19 protein-coding genes are annotated in these 21,898 nt (G+C 70.5%); 3 read left to right on the forward strand and 16 right to left on the reverse strand.

The features are described from left to right. Positions 1 to 24 precede the first annotated feature (24 nt). The 15 genes from NFR93_RS01945 to NFR93_RS02015 all read right to left on the reverse strand — a co-directional run bounded on the left by NFR93_RS01945 (position 25) and on the right by NFR93_RS02015 (position 17,192). Positions 25 to 1,599 (reverse strand): Rieske 2Fe-2S domain-containing protein, encoded by a 1,575-nt coding sequence (locus tag NFR93_RS01945; protein ID WP_251449647.1) that lies wholly within the window; start codon positions 1,597 to 1,599, stop codon positions 25 to 27. 80 nt (positions 1,600 to 1,679) lie between these two features. Next, a complete protein-coding gene (locus NFR93_RS01950; RefSeq protein ID WP_251449648.1) occupies positions 1,680 to 4,652 on the reverse strand; it encodes a DEAD/DEAH box helicase in 2,973 nt (990 codons plus the stop codon). A gap of 34 nt (positions 4,653 to 4,686) precedes the next feature. Next, entirely contained in the window at positions 4,687 to 5,097 is a 411-nt protein-coding gene (gene nusB, locus NFR93_RS01955) for a transcription antitermination factor NusB (RefSeq protein ID WP_251449649.1), read from the reverse strand. A 3-nt stretch (positions 5,098 to 5,100) separates the two neighbouring features. Then, on the reverse strand, positions 5,101 to 5,661 hold the full coding sequence (efp, locus tag NFR93_RS01960; RefSeq protein WP_251449650.1) for an elongation factor P: 561 nt from the start codon (positions 5,659 to 5,661) through the stop codon (positions 5,101 to 5,103). Between the two features lie 91 nt (positions 5,662 to 5,752). Then, positions 5,753 to 6,232, reverse strand: coding sequence for a type II 3-dehydroquinate dehydratase (gene aroQ / locus NFR93_RS01965; protein WP_251449651.1), 480 nt, complete (start codon positions 6,230 to 6,232; stop codon positions 5,753 to 5,755). Then, positions 6,229 to 7,305 (reverse strand): 3-dehydroquinate synthase, encoded by a 1,077-nt coding sequence (gene aroB / locus NFR93_RS01970; protein ID WP_251449652.1) that lies wholly within the window; start codon positions 7,303 to 7,305, stop codon positions 6,229 to 6,231. The genes aroQ and aroB overlap by 4 nt, the downstream gene beginning before the upstream one ends. Next, a complete protein-coding gene (locus NFR93_RS01975) occupies positions 7,302 to 7,826 on the reverse strand; it encodes a shikimate kinase (protein ID WP_251449653.1) in 525 nt (174 codons plus the stop codon). Before NFR93_RS01975 ends, aroB begins: the two co-directional genes overlap by 4 nt. Beyond that, a complete protein-coding gene (aroC, locus tag NFR93_RS01980) occupies positions 7,823 to 9,037 on the reverse strand; it encodes a chorismate synthase (protein WP_251449654.1) in 1,215 nt (404 codons plus the stop codon). The genes NFR93_RS01975 and aroC overlap by 4 nt, the downstream gene beginning before the upstream one ends. 4 nt (positions 9,038 to 9,041) lie before the next feature. Beyond that, positions 9,042 to 9,908 carry a shikimate dehydrogenase family protein gene (locus NFR93_RS01985; RefSeq protein WP_353049893.1) on the reverse strand — a complete coding sequence of 289 codons (867 nt, stop codon included), beginning with the start codon at positions 9,906 to 9,908 and terminating at the stop codon, positions 9,042 to 9,044. Continuing rightward, positions 9,878 to 11,467, reverse strand: a complete 1,590-nt coding sequence (gene mltG, locus NFR93_RS01990) for an endolytic transglycosylase MltG (protein ID WP_251449656.1) — start codon at positions 11,465 to 11,467, stop codon at positions 9,878 to 9,880. The genes NFR93_RS01985 and mltG overlap by 31 nt, the downstream gene beginning before the upstream one ends. A 1-nt stretch (position 11,468) precedes the next feature. After that, positions 11,469 to 11,936, reverse strand: a complete 468-nt coding sequence (gene ruvX, locus NFR93_RS01995; RefSeq protein WP_251449657.1) for a Holliday junction resolvase RuvX — start codon at positions 11,934 to 11,936, stop codon at positions 11,469 to 11,471. Beyond that, positions 11,933 to 14,590: an alanine--tRNA ligase gene (alaS, locus tag NFR93_RS02000; RefSeq protein WP_251449658.1), complete on the reverse strand. Its 2,658-nt coding sequence runs from the start codon at positions 14,588 to 14,590 to the stop codon at positions 11,933 to 11,935. The genes ruvX and alaS overlap by 4 nt, the downstream gene beginning before the upstream one ends. Before the next feature lie 52 nt (positions 14,591 to 14,642). Then, positions 14,643 to 14,927, reverse strand: a complete 285-nt coding sequence (locus NFR93_RS02005; RefSeq protein ID WP_251449659.1) for an ATPase — start codon at positions 14,925 to 14,927, stop codon at positions 14,643 to 14,645. Positions 14,928 to 15,028: 101 nt separating this feature from the next. After that, positions 15,029 to 15,658, reverse strand: a complete 630-nt coding sequence (rpsD, locus tag NFR93_RS02010) for a 30S ribosomal protein S4 (RefSeq protein WP_251449660.1) — start codon at positions 15,656 to 15,658, stop codon at positions 15,029 to 15,031. Positions 15,659 to 15,860: 202 nt separating this feature from the next. Continuing rightward, a complete protein-coding gene (locus tag NFR93_RS02015; protein ID WP_251449661.1) occupies positions 15,861 to 17,192 on the reverse strand; it encodes a replication-associated recombination protein A in 1,332 nt (443 codons plus the stop codon). A 107-nt stretch (positions 17,193 to 17,299) separates the two neighbouring features. On the opposite strand from NFR93_RS02015, the gene NFR93_RS15955 reads away from it, so the two are divergent. The 3 genes from NFR93_RS15955 to NFR93_RS02030 all read left to right on the forward strand — a co-directional run bounded on the left by NFR93_RS15955 (position 17,300) and on the right by NFR93_RS02030 (position 19,647). Then, positions 17,300 to 17,611, forward strand: a complete 312-nt coding sequence (locus NFR93_RS15955; RefSeq protein ID WP_285814531.1) for a dioxygenase — start codon at positions 17,300 to 17,302, stop codon at positions 17,609 to 17,611. A 105-nt stretch (positions 17,612 to 17,716) separates the two neighbouring features. After that, on the forward strand, positions 17,717 to 18,979 hold the full coding sequence (locus NFR93_RS02025) for a DUF349 domain-containing protein (RefSeq protein WP_251449662.1): 1,263 nt from the start codon (positions 17,717 to 17,719) through the stop codon (positions 18,977 to 18,979). Between the two features lie 86 nt (positions 18,980 to 19,065). Next, positions 19,066 to 19,647, forward strand: coding sequence for a hypothetical protein (locus tag NFR93_RS02030; RefSeq protein ID WP_251449663.1), 582 nt, complete (start codon positions 19,066 to 19,068; stop codon positions 19,645 to 19,647). Here the strand turns inward: NFR93_RS02030 and NFR93_RS02035 are convergent. Further along, the gene (locus tag NFR93_RS02035) at positions 19,617 to 21,863 is read right to left on the reverse strand and encodes a RelA/SpoT family protein (protein WP_251449664.1); all 2,247 of its coding nucleotides are present in this window, start codon (positions 21,861 to 21,863) and stop codon (positions 19,617 to 19,619) included. The two genes, NFR93_RS02030 and NFR93_RS02035, sit on opposite strands and share 31 nt — an antisense overlap. Between the last annotated feature and the right edge of the window lie 35 nt (positions 21,864 to 21,898).

The following is a 21,898-nucleotide window of genomic DNA, read 5'->3' on the forward strand; positions in this document are numbered from 1 at the left end:
AGGATACCCGATGCGCCGGTGGTCTCAGGCGGCGGTGGAGTCCGCTTCCTCCCGCCCGGCGTCGTCCGCAGGGTGGGAGCGGATCGGGTGGCCCTGCGTGGTGAGGCACCGGCCGCTGGCGAGGTCCCACTTCCAGTCGTGCAGACTGCAGGTGAGCACGCCGTCCTCGATCTTCGCCGTCTTCGTCAGGTCGGCTCGCAGGTGCGGACACCGGCGTTGCACGATCCAGTCGCCCAGCTGCGCGTCCTCGGTCTGGTCCGACTGCTCGGCGTACCAGTTCTCGACGTACTCGATGCGGTCGCGCGAGAGGCACTTGAGGAAGGTGGTCAGGAACTCGTTGAACTTGCCGCTGCGGCCGACCTCGAACTGCATCGACAGGAAGATCGAGTTGGACCAGTCGATCTCGCGGTCGGCGATGTTCGTCGAGACCAGGTCTGCGGGGATCGTGTACCAGTAGATGCAGTCGTCTCCTGCGTACTCGCGCACCTTCGCCTTGGGGAAGTCCACGACCATGTCCAGTTCGCCGATGCGGAAGCGGACGATGCCGCCGACGCCGCCCCGGATCGTGCGCGCGCGCCGCAGGAGCGGTTCCCACCATTCCTTGATGGCCGCGAGCATCTCCTCCGGAGGGAGCACGGGGGCGCGGGAGGCCTCTTCGGCGCGGATCTCGGCCTGGCGCGAGTCGCGCTGCTCGGCGAGGTAGGCCCACTTGTCGTCGAAGATCCGGTCGATCTCCGCCTGCGAGTAGAGCGTCTGCGTGACCGTGAGCCGACCGCCGTCGAGTTCGACGACGGTGCCGGGCACGAACTCGTAGCCCTTCTGCTGGGGCCGCACCTCGGCCATGTGGGCCAGGAACTGACGCTGATCGGTGAAGATCGAGTCGTCCTCCAGTCCGTAGCCGTTGTAGCGGAAGAGCTCCTCGCGCAGGAACATCGGCGGCCCGGCCATCGGGAAGACGTGCTCGGCGTCGACCTTCTCGATGTAGTAGAGGGCGCGCTTGTTCTGGGCGTCGCGCTTGAGCTTGGCGAAGTTCCGTTTCGCGTCGGCGGGCAGGTCGTAGACCATCGGCCACCAGATCGCACCGGACACCTGCGTGAAGTACGCCTCGGGCTTCGAGAAGGCGAGGAGCTTGTCGAGGTCCAGCGGGTGCGAGTCGTTCTGATTGAGGATGCTGGCCGTGCCGTCGTCCACGCTCAGGGACGAGTCGCCGATGGGACCGTCGCTCGGCGCGCGCAGCGGCGTGACCATGACCTTCAGCGGTCCGAACTCCAGCGGCACCCCCGCCTGGGTGTACACGATGTTGTCGTAGCCGAGCTCGCGGAGATCGTGCTCGAGGTCGTCCGTCGGGTAGTCCGGGAGGAGCACGGTGATGTCCTTCGGCACGTGACGCCGCATGAGCGCCGGGTCGAAGTGATCGCGATGCCGGTGCGAGATGTACAGGAAGTCGGCCTTGCCGAAGCGTTCCCAGTCGAGACCCCGGTTGTCGGGGAACGGGAACCACGAGCCGAAGAAGGTGGGTCCGATGACGGGGTCGCACAGGATGCTGCCGCCGGCCGTCTCGATGAACATCCCGGCGTGGCCGAGGCCCGTGATCCGCATGATCCTCCTTCAGAGTGTGAACCGCCCACGAGTCTACGGGTCGGTCGAGCCGCTCCCCCGATCCGCGCCGTCCACGGCGCTCAGGCGTCGAAGAGTCCGCGGATGTCGTCCGCGGTGAGGGCGCGCGCGAACGGCTCGCCGGCATCCATCACCGCGTGGAAGAGCCGCGCCTTCCGCTCCTGGAGTGCGACGACCTTCTCTTCGATGGTGCCCGTCGCGATCAGCCGGTAGACGAAGACCGGTCGGGTCTGCCCGATGCGGTGCGTGCGGTCGACCGCCTGCGACTCGGCGGCCGGGTTCCACCACGGGTCCAGCAGGAAGACGTAGTCCGCTTCGGTCAGGGTGAGCCCGAAGCCGCCCGCCTTCAAGCTCACCAGGAACACCGGCTCGTCTCCGTCGCGGAACCGGGCGACGACCTCCTCGCGCCGGCGGGTGCCGCCGTCCAGGCGCACGTGCGCGATGCCCTCCGCGTTCAGGCGCTCCTCGACCAGGTCCAGGAAGGAGGTGAACTGGCTGAAGACGAGCGCCCGATGCCCCTCGGCCGCGACGTCGGAAAGCTGATCGACCAGCGCGTCGAGCTTCGCCGACCGGATCCCCGCGCGCTCGGGATCCACGAGACCCGGTGCGAGGCTCAGGAGCCGCAGGAGCGTGATGGAGCGGAACACGATGAACCGATTCCGGTCGAGATCGGCCAGCAGCCCGAGGATCTTCTGCCGTTCGCGTTGAAGCACGGTGTCGTACAGCGCGCGATGCGCGGCCCCGAGTTCGACGTGCAGCAGCTGCTCCTGCTTGGCGGGCAGCTCCACGGCGACGTCTTCCTTCCTGCGACGGAGCACGAAGGGCCGGATGCGGCGGCGCAGCCGTGAAAGGCGGGCCGTTCGGAACGCGCCCCCCTCCTGGTTCTCGGGCACCTTCCCCTTCTCGATGGGGCCGATGTAGTCGCGCCGGAACCTCGCCGCCGATGGGAAGAGCCCCGGAGCGGTGAGCGCGAGGATCGCCCACAGCTCAGACAGGGTGTTCTCGAGCGGCGTGCCGGTGAGCGCGTACACCGCGTCCGCGCGCAGTCCCGCGGCGGCACGGTGCGCCCGCGTGGCGGGGTTCTTCACGAACTGGGCCTCGTCGAGGATAAGCATCGCCCAGTCGACGTCCTGGAAGGCGCGCTCGTCCAGCCTGAGCACGGCGTATGAGGTGACCACCGCGTCGGACCGGTCGGCGCCCGCGGCATCCGTGACGTCCTCGAGCGCCCCCGTGGTGTCCGCCACGGTCACCCGCAGACCAGGGGCGAACCGCGCCGCTTCTTCGCGCCAGACGCCGAGGACGCTCGTGGGAGCGACGACGAGGAACGGGCGCGCTTCGCCCGCCGCCCGCGCGTGCAGGAACAGCGTGAGGACCTGGAGGGTCTTCCCGAGCCCCATGTCGTCGGCGAGGATGCCGCCGAGTCGGTTGGCCCACAGGAAGGCCAGCCACGAGAACCCGTCCCGCTGATATGGGCGCAGGCTGGCGGCGAGACCGGCCGGCTCCGGCGCGTCGGGGACGGTCCGCACGCCGCGCAGGGCCTCGGCCGCGGCGCGCCACGACACCGCCGGCTCGGACTGGTCGGCGAGGTCTTCGAAATCCGCCCACAGCGACTGCTGGTACCGGCTGATGCGCGGGCCTGTCTCCCACTCGGCGAGTTCGGCGGCCTCGTCGATGAGCTCTCGCAGCCTGTCGAGGGCGGGGTGCCGCAGCGAGAAGTGCGCGCCGTCGGCGAGCATCATGCGACTGCGGCGGAGCGTCAGCGCGGAGAACAGCGGGGTGAAGGGGATGCGCCGACCGTCGATGGTGACGATGATGCCGAGGTCGAACCAGTCCGGGTCGGTCGTCTCGACGGTCGATACGACGATCTCCGGACGTCCGGTGAGCTCGCGGAAGCGGCCGGGCGTGCCGTGGACATCGACACGGACACCCTCGAGGGCCTCGAGCGCCGGCAGGACGTGCGCGACCAGGTCGGCCGCGTCGAGCCCCTGCGCGGTGTGCCAACCGGTGAAGTCGGCGTCTCCGGCGCGCGGCCAGACGGCGGCGACGGCGGCGAGGACCGCCCCTTCCGCCTCGGGGTCCCGGTGACTCGCGCCGTCTGCCCCGAACGGCGCGTCGGGCGTTCCCGGGTACGCCCACGTCGACGACAGCTCCACACGGTTGTCCTCACCCGTGGTGGCGCGGACGCGGAGCACCGGCCGCGGCGGCGCGGGGATCCGCACCCGCGGGTCGGTATGGACGCGCTCGCGACGGGCGAGGGCGTGGAAGTGCTGCTCGAGGAACTCCCCGCGTTCGGATGCCGGAACCGCCGCCACGGGCGTCGCAGCGGCGAGGAGATCCCGTGCCGCGCGTCCGATCGTCGCCGGGGCCAGCCCGATCCTCAGGCCACCGTCGGCGAAGTCGTACGCATACAGTCCGGTGGCGCCGATGGGACGCGGGGTGCCGCGCTCGACGCGCTCGCCACCGACGCTCACGCGCGGTGACAGTTCGAGACCGCCGTCATCCGCCGGACGGACGGCGAGCTCGACGGCGGCCTCGGCATGCAGCTCCACCGTGCTCCCCGGCCGGACGCCCACGAGCGGGATGCCGAGGCGGTCCGCCTCGGCCAGGTGCGGCCACAGGAGCCGCGACTCCACCGTGTCGAGGACCAGCCAGTCGGCGAGATCGGAGTACGTCGTGAGGGTGCGCACCTCGCGGGCGATCCCGTGGAGTTCAGCGAACCAGCGCGCCTGCGCGGCGGCGAAGCGGTCGCCGGGGCGGCGCAGCACATCCCAGGTCACTTCGCCCTTCACCCACGCCCCGGTGCTGGGGCTGGGCATGAGCGGACGGACGGCGAGGACCACGTCCTCGGGTCGCGCGGCGGCCGCGCGGGCGGTCGCCGCCGTCAGCGTCTTCGGCGCCCAGGGCGAGCGTCCGCGTGCGGACCGCTGCTGGAGGTCGAGCCCGAGGGCGAGGGGAATCCCGCGCGGCGGATCCGATGCCGCCGTCAGCGCGCGCCAGAGGGATCCGACGGCAGGATCGGGATCGCGGGAGGACATCACGTCATCCTGCCGCGGACCGCCGACGTGCTGCTCAGGAGGCGCGGGCGATGCGCGCGAGGACGCCGTGGATGAACGCGCCGGACTCGTCTGTCGAGAACTCCTTGGCCAGCTCCACGGCTTCGTCGATCGCCACCCCTGTGGGGACCTCGTCGTTGTACAGGATCTCCCACGCGCCGATGCGCAGCAGGGCGCGATCCACAGCCGGCATGCGCGCGAGGGTCCAGTCCTTCGAGAACGTCGTGATCTGCTCGTCGATCTCGTCGCGGTTGTCGCTGATCCCGTCGACGATCTCGCGCGCGTAAAGCCATGACGCCTCGCGCGCGGGCTCACCGGCTGCACGCCGGGCCTCGGCGGCGATGATGGTCGTCAGCTCTTCACCGCGCACGTCGCTCTGGAAGAGGATGTCGAGGGCGCGCTTGCGCGCTTTCGTGCGTGCGCTCATCGATCAGTTGACGCGGCCGAGGTAGTCACCCGTGCGGGTGTCGACCTTGACCTTCGTGCCGGTCTCGAGGAACAGCGGCACCTGGATCTCGTAGCCGGTCTCGACGGTCGCCGCCTTGGTGCCCGCCGACGAGCGGTCGCCCTGGAGACCCGGCTCGGTGTACGTGATCTCGAGCACGACAGAAGCCGGCAGATCGATGTAGAGGGGGTTGCCGTTGTTGAGCGCGATGGTGACCTGCTGGTTCTCGAGCAGGAAGTTGGCCGCGTCGCCGACGGTGGCAGCGGGCACGTTGATCTGGTCGTAGTCGGCGGTGTCCATGAAGACGAAGCTCTCGCCGTCGTTGTAGAGGTAGGTGAAGTCGCGGCGGTCGACGTTCTCGATCTCGATCTTCGCGCCCGCGTTGTACGTGCGGTCGACCACCTTGCCGCTGACCACGTTCTTCAGCTTCGTGCGGACGAAGGCTCCGCCCTTACCCGGCTTGACGTGCTGGAACTCGACCACGCTCCAGAGCTGCCCGTCGATGTTCAGGACGACGCCGTTCTTGATGTCTGCGGTGGATGCCATGTCGCGTGGGATTCCTTCGTAATGGGTTCTGGCTCGCGCGCGCGCACGGCCGACGGTCGATTCTACGGGATGTGCCCGGTGCGGCCCGGAATCAGCCCTCCGCCTGCCCGGTGACGACGTCCAGCAGCAGACGCGTGGCGGTGGCGTAGCCGGCCACGCCCTCGCCGATCACGTGCACGACGGCCACATCGGCGACGTACGAGTGATGACGGAACTCCTCGCGACGGTACACATCCGAGATGTGCACTTCGGCCACCGGCAGCGCCACCCCCGCGAGGGCGTCGCGGAGCACCACGGAGGTGTGGGTCAGGCCTCCGGGATTGATCACGATCCCGGCGCAGTCCTCCCGCGCGGCGTGGATGGCGTCGATGAGGACGCCCTCGTGATTGCTCTGGACGGCGCGCACGTCGAAACCGTGGACGGCGGCGGTCCGCGCCACGAGCTGCTCGACGTCGCGCAGTGTGTCGGCGCCGTAGATCTCGGGCTCGCGGGTGCCGAGGAGGTTCAGGTTCGGCCCGTTGACCAGCAGCAGGCGGCGACGGCTCTCGTCGCGGATCGGGTGGCCGCTCATGCCCCGACCTCCTGGTAGGCGGCGAACAGCAGCGATTCGTCGGGAGCCTGCAGCACCGTGGGCTTGGCGATGTCGTCCAGCACGATGAAGCGCAGCATGCCGCCGCGGCTCTTCTTGTCCCGCTGCATGGTGGCCAGCAGCTGGGGCCACGCGCCCGGACGATACGAGGTCGGAAGTCCGAGCGACGTCAGGATGTCGCGGTGACGCTGCGCTGCGGCATCCGGCAGCCGGCCTGCAAGGCGCGACAGCTCGGCGGCGAACACCATGCCGACCGAGACCGCCGCGCCGTGGCGCCAGCGGTACCGCTCGGCGTGCTCGATCGCGTGCCCGAGGGTGTGCCCGTAGTTGAGGATCTCGCGAAGGCCGGCCTCGCGGAGGTCCTCGCTCACCACGCGCGCCTTCATCTCGATGGCCAGCTCGATCGTGCGCCGGAACGCGTCGGATGCCGGATCGGTGGCCGCGGCGGGGTCGGCCTCCACGAGGTCGAGGATCTCGGGTGCCCAGATGAACCCCGCTTTGACGACCTCGGCATACCCCGCGACCCGCTCGTTGTCCGACAGGGAGTCGAGGAGGTCGAGATCGCACAGCACGGCGTGGGGAGGCCAGAACGCGCCGACCAGGTTCTTTCCTTCGGCGGTGTTGACCCCGGTCTTGCCCCCGACGGCGGCGTCGACCATGGCGAGCACGGTCGTGGGCACCTGGACCACGGCGACGCCCCGCAGCCATGTCGCGGCGACGAAGCCGGCGAGGTCGGTGACTGCTCCGCCCCCGAATCCGACCACGACGTCGGTGCGGGTGAAGTCGGCTTTGCCCATGACCTGCCAGCAGAAGGCGGCGACCTCGATGCGCTTGCCCGCCTCGGCGTCGGGGATCTCGGCGAGCAGGACTTCGCGGTCGCCCACCAGGCGTGCGCGCAGCGCCTCGGCCTGCGCGGCGAGTGTCGGCGGGTGCACGATCAGCACCTTGCGCGCGGACGGCGGGAGCGCCTCGGCGAGGCCCGCCAGAAGGCCTCGGCCCACCGTGATCGCGTACGAGGCATCGCCCGACACCGTGATCGTCGTCGTCCCGCTCATCGTTCTCCCTCGTCGTCGTGCTGCGCCCACGCCAGGATGTCATCGACCACGCCCTGCAGGGGGCCCCGCGACGTGTCGAACGCGACGTGGGCGAGCTGCTCGTACAGCGGCCGGCGGGCGGCGTAGATCTCCGCCCACCGCGCGAGCGGGTCCTCGTCCTGCAGGAGCGGTCGCGCGCTCTGCCGGATGCGGCCCGCGACGACGGCGGGTTCCACCGTCAGCAGCACCACGCGGTGCGCGGTCAGCGCGCGCCGCGTGGCCTCGTCCAGGACCGCCCCGCCGCCGAGCGACACGATGCCGCCCCGTTCGAGCGCCTCGCTCACCGCGTCCCGCTCCAGGGCGCGGAAGTGCGCCTCGCCCCGGGTCGTGAAGATGTCGGCGATCGGCCCGTGCTCCCGCACGATGCTCGCATCGGTGTCGGTGAACGGAACCCCGAGCGCCTTCGCGAGGCGTCGGCCGATGCTCGTCTTGCCCGCCCCCATCGGACCGATCAGGACGATCGCGCGCTCCGCCGGCGTCATGCTCCGAGGGCGTCGTCGCTGGCCGCGGTGCTGCGGAGCGTGTCGGGGATGGCTTCGAGATATCCCTGCAGATTCCGACGGGTCTCGGCCACGCTGTCGCCGCCGAACTTCTCGAGCACCGCCTCGGCCAGCACCACCGCGGTCATAGCCTCGGCGACGACACCCGCGGCGGGCACCGCGCACACGTCCGATCGCTGGTGATGCGCAGCGGCGGTGTCGCCGGTGGCCACATCGACGGTGCGCAGCGCGTGCGGCACGGTGGCGATGGGCTTCATCCCCGCGCGCACACGCAGAACGGTGCCGGTCGACATCCCGCCCTCGGTGCCACCGGCGCGGTCACTCGCGCGGGAGATGCCGGCGTCGGTGGCGAAGAGCTCGTCGTGGGCCCGGGATCCACGGCGCGTGGTGGTGAGGAACCCGTCGCCCACCTCGACCCCCTTGATGGCCTGGATGCTCATGAGCGCCTGGGCGAGCCGGCCGTCCAGTCTGCGATCCCAGTGCACGTGCGACCCGAGCCCCGGAGGCAGTCCGTACGCGAGGACCTCGACCACGCCGCCCAGCGTGTCACCGTCCTTCTTCGCCGCATCCACCTCGGCGACCATCGCCTCGGAGGTCTCCGCGTGGAAGCACCGCAGCGGGTCGGCGTCGAGGGAGTCGACGTCGTCGGGAGAGGGCAGGGGGGCATCCTCGGGCACGCGGACGGGACCGATCGACAGGGTGTGGCTCACCAGTCGGATGCCGAGCTCGGACAGGAAGCTGCGTGCCAGAGCACCCAGCGCGACCCGCGCCGCGGTCTCGCGCGCGCTGGCGCGCTCCAGGATCGGACGCGACTCGTCGAAGCCGTATTTCTGCATGCCCACCAGGTCGGCGTGTCCGGGACGGGGTCGCGTGAGCGCTGCGCCGCGACCGCGCGAGCGCTCGGTGAGTTCGACCGGCTCGGGATTCATCACCTCGACCCACTTGGGCCATTCGGTGTTGCCGATGCGCAGGGCGATGGGGCTGCCGAGCGTGAGCCCGTGGCGCACGCCGCCCGAGATGCTCAGCTCATCCTCTTCGAACTTCATGCGCGAGCCGCGGCCGTAGCCGAGCTTGCGGCGCGCGAGATCGGCCTGGATGGCGGCGCGGGAGACGGGCACGCCCGCGGGCAGGCCCTCCATGATGGCGACGAGTTCGGGGCCGTGCGATTCACCGGCAGTCAGCACGCGGAGCATTCGTCTAGTCTTCCACGAGCGCGGAGCGCATCGCGGCGACGACGTCCGGCTCGTCACGCAGCGGAACATCCGGATCCCCGGCGGTGAAGATGCGCACCTGCCGGACGGCCTGATGCAGCAGCATCCCCCGTCCCGATGACGCCGGAGCCCCCACCTCGTCCCACGCCGCCGACAGCGCCGTCGGCCAGTGGCCGTAGACGACGTCGAGAAGACGCCCGCCGGTGCGCGCGAGGCCGCGCGCGACCCGCGGGGCGAGGGAGGCGTCGCCGGGGAGCGTCGCGATCGTCAGCGGCGCGGAGGTGACGGGGTCGTCCTCGAAGGGCGCGGGCACGACCGCCACGCCGAGGACGGCGCCCAGCCGCGCGAGTTCCGTGACGGCCCCGGCCCGTCGTGCGACGACCTCGACCCGCTGCGCGCCGAGTTCGGCCAGGGCCACCAGCGCCGAGGTGGCCGTGGCGCCGGCGCCGATGATGCGGGCGGTCGGCGCCGCCTGGACGCCTTCATCGGCCAGGGCGGCGACGATGCCGCCGACGTCGGTGTTGAAGCCGGCCGGGCCGTCCGGGCCGAGCAGGAGCGTGTTCACCGCACCCGTCAGCTCCGCGCGACGGTCCCGCCGGACCGCGGCGCGGTGCGCCGCGGTCTTCAGCGGCATCGTCAGCGAGAGCCCGCGCCAGGTGCGGTCGAGGCCCGCCAGCTCGCCGGCGAAGGATGCCTCGTCCACCCGCCGCCGCCCGTATGTCCAGTCCAGCCCCAGGACGCGGTAGGCCGCGGCGTGGAGCGCAGGCGATCGGCTGTGGTCGATCGGATCGCCCCAGACCTCCAGTCGCCGTGCGCCCCCGGTCAGCACCCCGAATCCGGGTTGTCGGCGCACCAGGCCTGCCATTGCGCGACCCCGCGATTGTGGTCGGCGAGATTCGAGGTGAACAGCGTCTCGCCGGTGTCGAGGTTCACCGTGACGAAGTACAGCCAGTCGCCGTCGGCCGGGTTCATCGCCGCGTCGATCGCGGTGTCGCCCGGGTTGGAGATCGGACCGATGGGGAGCCCGGGGTGCACGTAGGTGTTCCACGGGTTGTCGTCGTACTGCGCTTCGGCGGACGTGCTCGCGCTCCCCGCGTGCATCTCGCCGTAGCCGTACTGCGCCGTCGAGTCCATCTGGAGCATCCCGAACGTCTCCTGATTGTCCGGGTCCATCCGGTTCTCGATGACCCGGGCGACCTTGTAGAAGTCCTCTTCGAAACGCGCCTCGCGCTGGATGATCGAAGCGATCGTGAGCACGCGCTGGCGATCGGCCTCGGGCACGCCGGCGTCGTCGAGCGAGCGGGCGGTGCGGTCCACCATGCGCTGGATCACGTCCGAAGGCGTGAGACCCGGATCGAAGGTGTACATCGCGGGGAACAGCCAGCCTTCGAGGCTCTCGGCGTCCACCCCGTAGGCGGCGGGGTCCGCGGCGGCGGCCTCGAACTCCTCCAGCGGCATCCCCAGGCCCTCGGCGAGGATGGGAAGCGTCTGGGCGACGGTGAGTCCCTCACGCACGAGCGCCGAGTTCTCCAGCTTGCGGCTGGGATCCTGCAGCGCTTCGAGCGCCGCAGCGGCGGTCATCCGCTGCTGCAGCTGGTAGACGCCGGGATAGAACGTCGGGTTCTCACCGGTGTCGATCAGCATCTCGTAGAAGGCTTCGGGTGTCTTGGTGACGCCGGCGTCGTAGAGGGAGCGCGAGATCGTGGACGGCACGTCTCCGGAGCTGATCGTCAGCAGCGCCTCTCCGCTGGCGAGGCCTTCCTCGTAGTCCTTGGGCTCCTCCCAGCCCATGACCTCACGGATCTGGTTCTCGTAGGTGTTCCAGACCCACAGGCCGCCGGCGGCGATGCCGCCGACCATCAGCAGGGCGATGGCCAGCGCGATCCACGCGCCGATCCGGCGACGTCCCCGGTCGGGCTCAGGGGGCAGCGCGCCCAGCTCGTCGGTGCTGCTCTCGCCCGCGAACAGGTCCTCCAGCGTCGAGGGCCGTGTGGCGGTGGCCGTGCCGCCGCCCGCGCTCGCGGCGCGTCCATACGCTGCGGACGTCGAGGGTGCGGTGTCGGCATCGGCGAACGGCCACGCCTCGTCGGACCGCCCGTGGCCCGCGCCTGCTGCGGCGGGGCGTGCGGGTGGGGCGGGGCGTGGGGGTACGGCCGGTCGCTCACTCGCGGAGCGAGGCGCGGACTCCGCGGAACCGCCGGGGGCGGCATCCTCTGCCGGCGACGATGTCCCGCGTGATGCCGCGTCCCGCGCGGCGGCTTCGCGCGCAGCCCGCCGCGACACCGGCGCCGCGCCGGTCGGCGTGTCGTGTGGCTCTTCGGAAGCGGCGCGGTGCCCGTTGCCGCTCACGCGGGGGTCGGGCAGCTTGCCGTAGAGATCCGCGAACGGATCGTCGAACGAGTCATGGGGCATGTCAGGCGAACTCCTGGGGGACGGTCGTTCCGGCGGGGCGTCCCGTGCGCTTCTCTACATCGATGGCCTGCTGAAGGAGCACGACCGCCGCAACCTGGTCAACAATGCTACGAGATTTCCGCTGTGATCGGCCCGCATCCCGCAAAGCCGCGTGCGCAGACACCGTGCTCAGGCGTTCGTCGACGAGTCGCACGGGCGCGGAACCGCCCGCGGACAGCGCGTCGGCGAACTCGCGGGCATCGACCGTCGACGCGGTGTCCTCGCCCCGCATGTTGAGCGGAAGACCCACGAGGATCTCCATCGCCCCCCACTCGGCGGCGAGCTCGAGCACACGCGCAACCGAGGCGTCGGTGCGAGGCACGGTCTCGACCGGCACGGCCAGCAAGCCGTCGGGGTCGCTGCGGCTGACGCCGACGCGGGCTCGTCCCACGTCGACTCCGAGACGTACGCCCCGACGGAAGCCGCTCACGCCGCCAGCGCCTCGCCGACGGCAGCCAGCGCGCGCGGCAGCGCCGAGACGTCCGCACCGCCGCCCTGCGCGACGTCGTCGCGGCCTCCGCCGCCCCCGCCGAGCACCGCGGCGGCAGCCTTGGCGAGAGGCCCGGCCTTCGCCCCGGCGGCCCGCGCGGCTTCGTTGACCGCGACGATCACGACCGGCCTGCCCGCGACCTCGCCGCCGAGGGCCACCACCCCCGCGCCGGAGCCCAGACGCTCGCGCACCTGGAGCGCCAGGGAGCGCACATCGTCGGCGGAGCCCGCGGCCCCGACCGACTCGGCGACCACACGGAAGCCGCCCACCGGCGACGCCGATGCCGCCAGTGCGGGCACCCGGTCGCCGAGCGCCTTGGCCTCGTAGGCGGCGATCTTCTTCTCCGCGGCCTTCAGGCTCGCGGTCAGCTCGGCGATGCGCGAGGGAAGCTGTTCCCGGGGCGTCTTCAGCGTGGAGGTCAGCTGCGACACGAGCGCGCGTTCGGCCGCCAGCGAGCGGAAGGCATCCAGACCGACGAGAGCCTCCACGCGACGGTTCGAGGCTCCGACGCTCGACTCCCCCACCAGGTTGATGAGGCCGATCTCGGCGCTCGTCGACACGTGGGTGCCCGCGCAGAGCTCGCGCGACCACGGACCCCCGATATCGACCATGCGCACGGTGTCGCCGTACTTCTCGCCGAACAGCGCCATGGCCCCGAGCGCCTTGGCCTCGTCCAGGGCGAGTACGCGCGTGGTCACCTCGAGGTTGTCGCGGACGGCGTTGTTGGCGATCTCTTCGATCTCGCTCCTGGTGGCTTCCGAGAGCGCCTGGCTCCACGAGAAGTCGAAACGCATGTAGCCGGCGCGGTTGAGGGAACCCGCCTGCGTGGCGGTGCGCCCGAGGGTGTCGCGCAGGGCCGCGTGCACGAGGTGGGTCGCGGAGTGGGCCTGGCGTGCCGCACGCCGGTTGGCGGCATCCACCACCGTGGTGGCGGGCTGTCCGACGCCCACTTCGCCCGTCGTCACCTGCACCGTGTGGCTGATGAGACCCGCGACCGGCTTCTGCACATCGAGGACTTCGAGCTCGAAGCCCGGCCCGACGATGACGCCCTTGTCGGCGACCTGGCCGCCCGACTCCGCGTAGAGCGCCGTCTCGGCGAGGATGACCTCGGCGATGTCGCCGACCACCGCCCGGTCGACCGGGACCCCGTCGACGAGGAGGCCAAGCACGGACGACTCGGTCTCGAGGTCGGTGTAGCCGGTGAAGACCGTCTCGCCCTTGGCCCGGAAGTCGCGGTACGCACTCGTGTCGGCCAGTTGGCGCTTGCGTGCCTTGGCGTCCGCCTTCGCGCGGGAGCGCTGCTCCTGCATGAGCACGTCGAACGCGGTGCGATCGACGGTGAGTCCCGCCTCTTCCGCGATCTCCAGGGTCAGATCGATCGGGAAGCCGTACGTGTCGTGCAGCAGGAAGGCTTCGGCGCCGGCGAGGGCCGTGCCGCCCGAGCGCTTGGTCTCGGCGACCGACTCGTCGAGGATGCTGGAGCCGGCGGCGAGCGTGCGCAGGAAGGTCTCCTCCTCGGCCAGCGCGTAGCGCGAGATGCGCGGGTAGTCCGTCTCGACCTCGGGGTAGGCCTCTTTCATCGCATCCCGGGAAGCGGCGAAGAGCTCGGCGAAGGTCGCCCCCTCGACTCCGAGCAGGCGCATCGAGCGGATGGCGCGGCGCATGAGGCGGCGGAGGATGTAGCCGCGGCCGTCGTTGGCCGGGGTGACGCCGTCGGCGAGCAGCATGAGCGACGAGCGGACGTGGTCGGCCACGACGCGGAACCGCACGTCATCCTCGGCGTTCGCGCCGTAGGTGCGACCGGAAAGCGCCACAGCGCGGTCGAGCACCGGGCGGACCTGGTCGGTCTCGTACATGTTGTCGACGCCCTGCTTGATGAAGGCGACGCGCTCGAGACCCATGCCCGTGTCGATGTTCTTCGCCGGCAGCTCGCCCACGATGTCGAAGTCGTACTTCGAGCGCACGTTCGTGATCTCGTACTGCATGAACACGAGGTTCCAGATCTCGACGTAGCGGTCGTCGTCGGTGGCGGGGCCGCCGTCGATGCCGTATTCGGGGCCGCGGTCGAAGAAGATCTCGGAGCACGGGCCGGCAGGCCCGGGGAGGCCGGTGCTCCAGTAGTTGGTGTCCTTGCCGAGCCGCTGGATGCGCTCCTCCGGCAGGTCGGTGAGCGAGCGCCACAAGCCGTGCGCCTCGTCATCCTCCTCGTACACGGTGACCCACAGGTCCTTCGGGTCGAACCCGAGTCCGCCGGCGCTCTCGGGACTCGTCAGCAGCTCCCAGGCGAAGCGGATCGCGCCCTCTTTGAAGTAGTCGCCGAACGACCAGTTGCCGAGCATCTGGAAGAAGGTGCCGTGTCGGGGGGTTTTGCCGACCTCTTCGATGTCGTTCGTGCGGAGGCACTTCTGGACGTCCGCGGCACGGGCGTACGGCGCGGGGACATCACCGCTCAGGTACGGGATGAACGGGACCATCCCCGCCACCGTGAACAGCAGTGCGGGGTCGTCCGTGACCAGCGACGCCGACGGGACGATGACGTGGTCGTTCTTCGCGAAATAGTCAAGATAGCGCTGGGCGATCTCCGCGGTCTTCATTCAGGTCCTCGCAGTAGGCGGTCTTCTCCCCCGTGACCGGGGGCGCGTCGGGTCAGTCGGTGGTCTTGCGCGCGGCGTCCGCGACGTCGTCGGCGGCGTCTGCGGCGGTGGCGCGCACCGACTCGGCGGCGCCGGCAGCGGCATCCTTCACCTCGTCGACCAGTCCCGAGAACCGGGCCTCCTGCTCGCGATAGGCGTCGCCGATGCGATCGGTGAACTCGGTGATGCGGGCATCGACCTCGGCGAGGAGCTCGTGCCCCCGGGGGTCCTTGTTCATCATGTGGGCAACGACGAATCCCCCGGCGATACCCGCCAGGAACCACAGCACGTTCTTCATGTCACCACTCCTCGGCCGCCGGCACGGCATCGATCCATCGTAAGCGCAAACGCCGAAGGGCGCCGGGTTGCCCCGGCGCCCTTCGGTCGCGCGTGCGCGGGTTATCGCGCGGCGTAGTACTCGACGACGAGCTGGACGTCGCAGACGACGGGGACCTCGGCGCGCTTGGGGCGACGGACGAGGCGGGCCTGCAGCTTGTCGAGCTCGACCTCGAGGTAGCCCGGAACGGGGGGCAGCACGTCGGCGTGACCGCCGGCGGCGGCGACCTGGAACGGCTCGGTCCCCTCGCTCTTCGCCTTGACGTGGATGAGCTGACCCGGCTTCACGCGGAACGACGGGCGGTCGACCGTCTGGCCGTCGACCAGGATGTGACGGTGCACGACCAGCTGGCGCGCCTGAGCGGTGGTGCGAGCGAAGCCGGCACGCAGCACGAGGGCGTCCAGACGCATCTCGAGCAGCTCGACGAGGTTCTCACCCGTCAGGCCGTCCTTGCGGCGGGCCTCGTTGAACGTGTTGCGCATCTGCTTCTCGCGGATGCCGTACTGCTCGCGCAGACGCTGCTTCTCGCGCAGACGGACGGCGTAGTCGCTGTCCTGCTTGCGCTTGGTGCGGCCGTGCTCCCCCGGAGCGTAGGGGCGCTTCTCGAGGTACTTCGCCGCCTTCGGGGTGAGGGCGACGCCGAGAGCACGGGACAGGCGGACCTTGCGGCGGTCCTGGGACTTCGTAGGCACGAAGGATTCCTTCCATGACGTGGCCACGACTTTCGCGGCTCACGGACGTATCGCCCTACTCCGCCCGTCGATCCGCACGCCGGGGCGGCACCGAACGGTAGGTGAAGGAGAAGGGGGATGCCCGAAAACACGGTTTCGAGCCGGTCAATCCTAACAGATCGCCCGATCGCGCCTGGAAATCGACCCGACTCGCCAGCGGTGGTCAGGATCCGGGGTCGAGGATGCGCCGGATCCGCTCCAGACGGGCGGAGATGTCGCGCTCGGCTCCGCGCTGCGTCGGCTGGTAGTAGCGGCGCTCGCGCAGCTCGTCGGGCAGGTACTGCTGGGCGACGACCCCGATCTCGCTGTCGTGCGGGTAGCGGTAGCCCTTGCCGTGGCCCAGTCGCTTGGCGCCCGGGTAGTGGGCGTCCCGCAGGTGGGGCGGCACGCGGCCGATCCCGCCGGCTCGGACATCCGCGATCGCCGCGTCGATGGCGACGTAGGCGGCGTTCGACTTGGCCGTGGTGGCCAGGTAGGTGGTCGCCTCGGCGAGGGGGATGCGCCCTTCGGGCATCCCGATGAGCTGCACGGCGTCGGCGGCGGCCACCGCGATCGACAGCGCCTGCGGGTCGGCCAGGCCGATGTCCTCCGCGGCGGAGATGATCAGTCGCCGCGCGATGAAGCGCGGGTCCTCGCCGGCCTCGATCATCCGTGCCAGGTAGTGGATGGCGGCATCGGGATCGGATCCGCGGATGGATTTGATGAACGCGCTGATGACGTCGTAGTGCTCGTCGCCCTGGCGGTCGTAGCGCAGAAGCGCCCGGTCCACCGCCTGCGCGACGTGCTCGGAGTCGATCGCCCGCGTCCCACTCGCTTCGTCGGGCTCGGGCGCCAGCGATGCGGCCGCCTCCAGTGCCGTCAATGCGCGCCGGGCGTCGCCCGAGGCGAGCCGGATGAGCGCCTCGCGCGCCTCGGGCGTCAGGGTTACCGCCCCGGCGAGACCACGCGGGTCGGCGACCGCTCGATCCACGAGCACACCGAGGTCGTCGTCGGTGAGCGGTCGGAGGGTGAGCAGGAGCGAGCGCGACAGCAGCGGCGCGATCACCGAGAACGACGGGTTCTCGGTGGTTGCGGCGATCAGCAGCACCCACCCGTTCTCGACACCCGGCAGCAGGGCGTCCTGCTGCGCCTTGGTGAACCGGTGGATCTCGTCGAGGAAGAGGATTGTCGACTGACCGTAGAGATCGCGCTGGGTCAGAGCCTCCTGCATGACCTCGCGCACATCGCGGACTCCGGCGGTGATGGCCGACAGTTCCACGAATCGGCGCCCCGAGGACCGCGCGATCGCCTGGGCGAGGGTGGTCTTGCCGGTTCCGGGCGGACCCCACAGGATCACCGACGTCGCCGTGGTGCGGGCGTCAGCGTCCGCGAGCGCCACCAGCGGAGACCCGCGGCGGAGCAGATGGGGTTGCCCTGCCACCTCGTCCAGTGACACCGGGCGCATCCGCACCGCGAGCGGCGTCTGCCCCGTGAACAGGGCGCTCGGTGTGGTCACCTCCCCAGGTTAATCGGCGGCGCGGACATCATCGCCGGGTTTGGCCGCGTCCGCCGCGTCGATCTAGGATCGAGCCGCTCGGCGAGGGGCCGGGCGGAGGAGGCTCCGTGGCCAAGCCAGGCAGAGACCGCGCGACGCGCGCGACACGCGATCGCGCGCGGCTGTATCAGGCGCGTCAGGACTTCCAGGCGTCGCTGGCCCGTCGGCGCGCGCGCGACAACGTCGTCGCCGGGATCGCCGGCGGTGCGCTCGTCGTCGGCATCGTCGTCATCCAGACCCTCTTCTTCACCGTCGGCCCCGGGGCGACCGAGCCGTCCCCCTCATCGACGCCGATCCCGACCCTCGCACCGGCTCCCAGCGGGACACCCACGCCCACTCCTGCCACCACACCTGAGCCCACGCCGACGCCCACCCCGTGACGGGCACGCCGTATCGCGAGCCCTTTCGGGCCGGTCGCCCGGCCGTACTAGGCTGGGCGCGTCCATCCCCCCACAGGCGGCCGTTGCCGCGATGAGGTGCAATCCGTGACTGCCGACGCAGAAACCACTCCCGACTCCCCCGCTGACGAGGCTTGGGGCCGCGTCGACGACGACGGCACCGTCTCGGTCCGAGAGACCGACGGCTGGCGCGTGGTCGGGCAGTTCCCCGACGGCTCCGCGGAAGAGGCTCTGGCGTACTTCGAGCGCAAGTTCGCCGATCTCGCCAGCGAAGTCACCCTCCTGGAGGTGCGTCACCGTCGTGGCGGCGCATCGGCGGCGGACGTCCGCAAGGCAGCCCGCACGGTGTCCGAGAAGCTCGACGGCGCCGCAGCGGTCGGTGACCTCGCGGGACTGCAGGCCCGCGTCGGCGCCCTGCTCGCCACCCTCGAGCAGGCGACCGAGACCGAGGCCAAGGCGGCGAAGGAAGCCGTCGACGAGGCGGTGCGGGAGCGCACCGGGATCGTCGAAAGCGCCGAGGCGCTCGCCGCGCGCGACCCGAAGACCGTCCAGTGGAAGCAGGCGTCGGGCGAGATGACGGCGCTGTTCGAGCGGTGGCAGGACCACCAGCAGAACGGGCCCCGCCTTCCGCGGTCCACGGGCCAAGCGCTCTGGAAGCGCTTCCGCGACGCGCGCGCGACCGTCGATCGTCACCGACGGGAGTTCTACGCCGAACTGGACGAAGCGCACAAGTCGGTGCGCGATCGCAAGGCGCGGCTCGTCGAACGCGCAGAGGCCCTCGCCCCCCGCGGCGAGGACGGCATCGGCGCCTACCGCGATCTGCTCGATGAGTGGAAGTCCGCTGGTCGCGCGGGTAAGAAGGCCGACGATGCCCTGTGGGCTCGTTTCAAGGCCGCCGGCGACGCCCTCTACGAGGCGCGCGGCGTGCGCGAAGCGGCCGAGGCCGAATCCTCGCGCGAGAAGATCGCCGCGCGACGCGAGCTCCTCGAAGAGGCGCGTGCTGTCGCGGACGAGCGGGATCTGACCAAGGCCCGCGCTCTTCTCACCGGCATCCAGCGCCGTTGGGACGACCTCGGACGCGTCTTCCCCCGCGACGTCGAGCGCGCGTTGGACGACGACCTCCGCAAGATCGAGAACGCACTGCGCGCGCGCGAGGAGGCGGACTGGAAGCGCAACGATCCCGAGACGAAGGCCCGGGCCAACGACATGACCCGCCAGCTGACCGACGCGATCGACAAGCTGCAGCAGGAGCTCGACGACGCCCGCGCCTCCGGTGACGAGAAGGCGATCGCCGCGGCATCCGAAGCCCTCGAAGCGCGCAAGACGTGGCTTCGAGCGCTCGGCGGCTGACCCTCCCCCGCGCATCCGACTCGGAGTTCTCCACAGCATCTGACGATGCGCCCCGGGCCGCACACGGTCTGGGGCACACTGCCCGTATGCCGTCGCCGTTCCTGTACTACGCCGACCATCGGCTGTCGGTGGCCGAACTCTCCGCCGCGCGCCTCGACGGGCACGTGGTCGAGCTGGGCGATGCGTACATCCCCGCCGACGCGGTGGAGACGGCCGCACTGCGTGCCGGTTCGCTGCGCGACATCCTGGGCACGGTCCTCGCGGCGACCCACCTCAGCGCTGCCTGGATACACGACGCGGTCGCCGATCCGCCCCCGCGTCACACCGTGCAGCGGGCGGTGCCGCGACGCCTGCATCACGTGCTCGGCAGGCGCTTCCGCTATCGGGATGCGATGATCCCGCCGCAGCATCTGACGGTCGTGGGCGGTGTCAACGTCACCGACCGGGTCCGCACGCTGGTCGACCTCGCCCGCGAAGGCGACGACGCCCACGGCGCTGCAGCGGCGGCGATGACGCACCGCTGGCCGGGCCTCGCCGAAGAGGCGCTGGCGCACATAGCGGCCTCGGGCCCGTTCCCGGGCAAGCGTCCCGCGGCGGGGCTGATCGCGCGGCTGAGTGCTGAGAGGACCGTGGGGTCTCAGGACGAGGTGACGCGGTACACGTCGTAGACGGCGTCGATCCGGCGCACGGCGTTGAGCACGCGGTCGAGGTGCACGATGTCACCCATCTCGAAGACGAATCTGCTGATCGCGAGACGGTCATTGGAGGTCGCGACGTTCGCCGACAGGATGTTCACGTGGTGCTCGCTCAGCACGCGGGTGACGTCGCTCAGCAGCCCGGATCGGTCGAGGGCCTCCACCTGGATCTGCACCAGGAAGACGCTCTTGCTCGTCGGCGCCCACTCGACGTCGATGATCCGCTGCGGGTCCTGCATGAGCGACGACACGTTGGTGCAGTCGGTGCGGTGCACAGACACGCCGCTGCCTCGCGTGACGAACCCGACGATCTCGTCCCCGGGAACGGGGGTGCAGCACTTGGCGAGCTTCACCAGGATGTCGGGTGCTCCCCGGACCAGCACGCCGGAATCCCCGCCCCGCGGTGCGCGGCTGCGGCCCACGGACGGAAGGTCTATGGGACCGGTGGAGGTGTCGCTCGCACTGACCAGCGACGTGACCTTCTCGATCACCGACTGGGTCGACACGTGCCCTTCGCCGACGGCCGCGTACAGCGCAGACACGTCCTCATAGCGCAGCTGCTGGGCGACCTCGGTGAAGGAGTCCTGGCTCATCAGGCGCTGGAGCGGGAGGTTCTGCCGGCGCATCGCGCGCGCGATGGCCTCCTTGCCCTGCTCGATCGCGTCCTCGCGGCGCTCCTTCGTGAACCACCCGCGGATCTTCGAGCGGGCGCGCGTGGACTTCACGAAGCCGAGCCAGTCCTGACTGGGGCCCGCATCCGGATTCTTCGAGGTGAAGACCTCGACGACGTCACCGCTCTTGAGCTCGGACTCCAGCGGAACGAGTCGCCCGTTGACCTTGGCGCCCATCGTGCGGTGACCGACCTCGGTGTGCACGGCGTACGCGAAGTCCACCGGCGTCGCGCCGGCCGGAAGGCCGATGACCCGGCCCTTCGGCGTGAAGACGTAGACCTCCTTCGCGCCGATCTCGAACCTCAGGGAGTCGAGGAACTCCCCCGGATCGGCGGTCTCGGCCTGCCAGTCCGAGATGTGCGCGAGCCAGGCCATGTCGGCGTCGATCGCCTTGTCGTCCGGCTTGCCGCCGGCCATCCGCTCCTTGTACTTCCAGTGGGCGGCGACGCCGTACTCCGCCTGCTGGTGCATCTCGTTGGTGCGGATCTGGATCTCGACCGTCCGCCCGCCCGGTCCGATCACGGTCGTGTGCAGCGACTGGTAGAGGTTGAACTTCGGTGTCGCGATGTAGTCCTTGAAGCGGCCGGGCAGCGGCGTCCAGCGGGCGTGGATCGCGCCGAGGACGGCATAGCAGTCGCGCACGCTTCCGACGAGGATGCGGATCCCGATGAGGTCGTAGATGTCGTCGAACTCGCGACCGCGCACGATCATCTTCTGATACACCGAGTAGAGCTGCTTCGGGCGCCCCATGACGCGCCCGCGGATGCGCAGATCCCGCAGATCCCCGTCGACGGCGTCGATCACATTCTGCACGTACTGCTCGCGCTGCGGGGTCCGCTGCTTGACGAGGCTCTCGATCTCTGCGTAGAGCTTGGGGTGCAGAACCGCAAAGGAGAGGTCCTCGAGCTCGGACTTGATGGCCTGGATGCCGAGCCGGTGAGCCAGCGGTGCGTAGATCTCGAGCGTCTCGGTCGCCTTCTTGGCCGCCTTCTCGGGGGGGACGAAGCCCCAGGTCCGGGCATTGTGCAGTCGGTCGGCGAGCTTGATGAGCAGCACGCGGATGTCCTTGGACATCGCCACGATCATCTTGCGGACCGTCTCGGCCTGCGCGCTCTCGCCGTACTTGACCTTGTCGAGCTTCGTGACGCCGTCCACCAGCATCGCGACCTCGTCGCCGAAGTCGGCCGTCAGCTCATCCAGGCCGTACCCGGTGTCCTCGACCGTGTCGTGCAGCAGCGCGGCAGCGATGGCCTTGGGTCCCAGCCCCAGGTCGGCGAGGATCTGCGCGACGGCGAGCGGATGCGTGATGTACGGCTCGCCGCTCTGGCGGGCCTGCCCGGTGTGCGCTCGATCGGCGACGGCGTAAGCTCGCTCGATGATCGACAGATCGCCCTTGGGGTGATGCGTGCGCACCGTCCGCAGCAGCTTCTCGACGTCGTCCCGACGAGCGGCCCGGGAGAAGATCCTGGGGACGAGACGGCGCAGCGAGGACGGTGCAGGAGGAACCGTCTCCGCCATGCGCACTTCCCTCCCTGGATCAGACAATCCTACGC

This window comes from Microbacterium sp. Marseille-Q6648 (genome assembly GCF_943181415.1).
Taxonomy (GTDB): domain Bacteria; phylum Actinomycetota; class Actinomycetes; order Actinomycetales; family Microbacteriaceae; genus Microbacterium.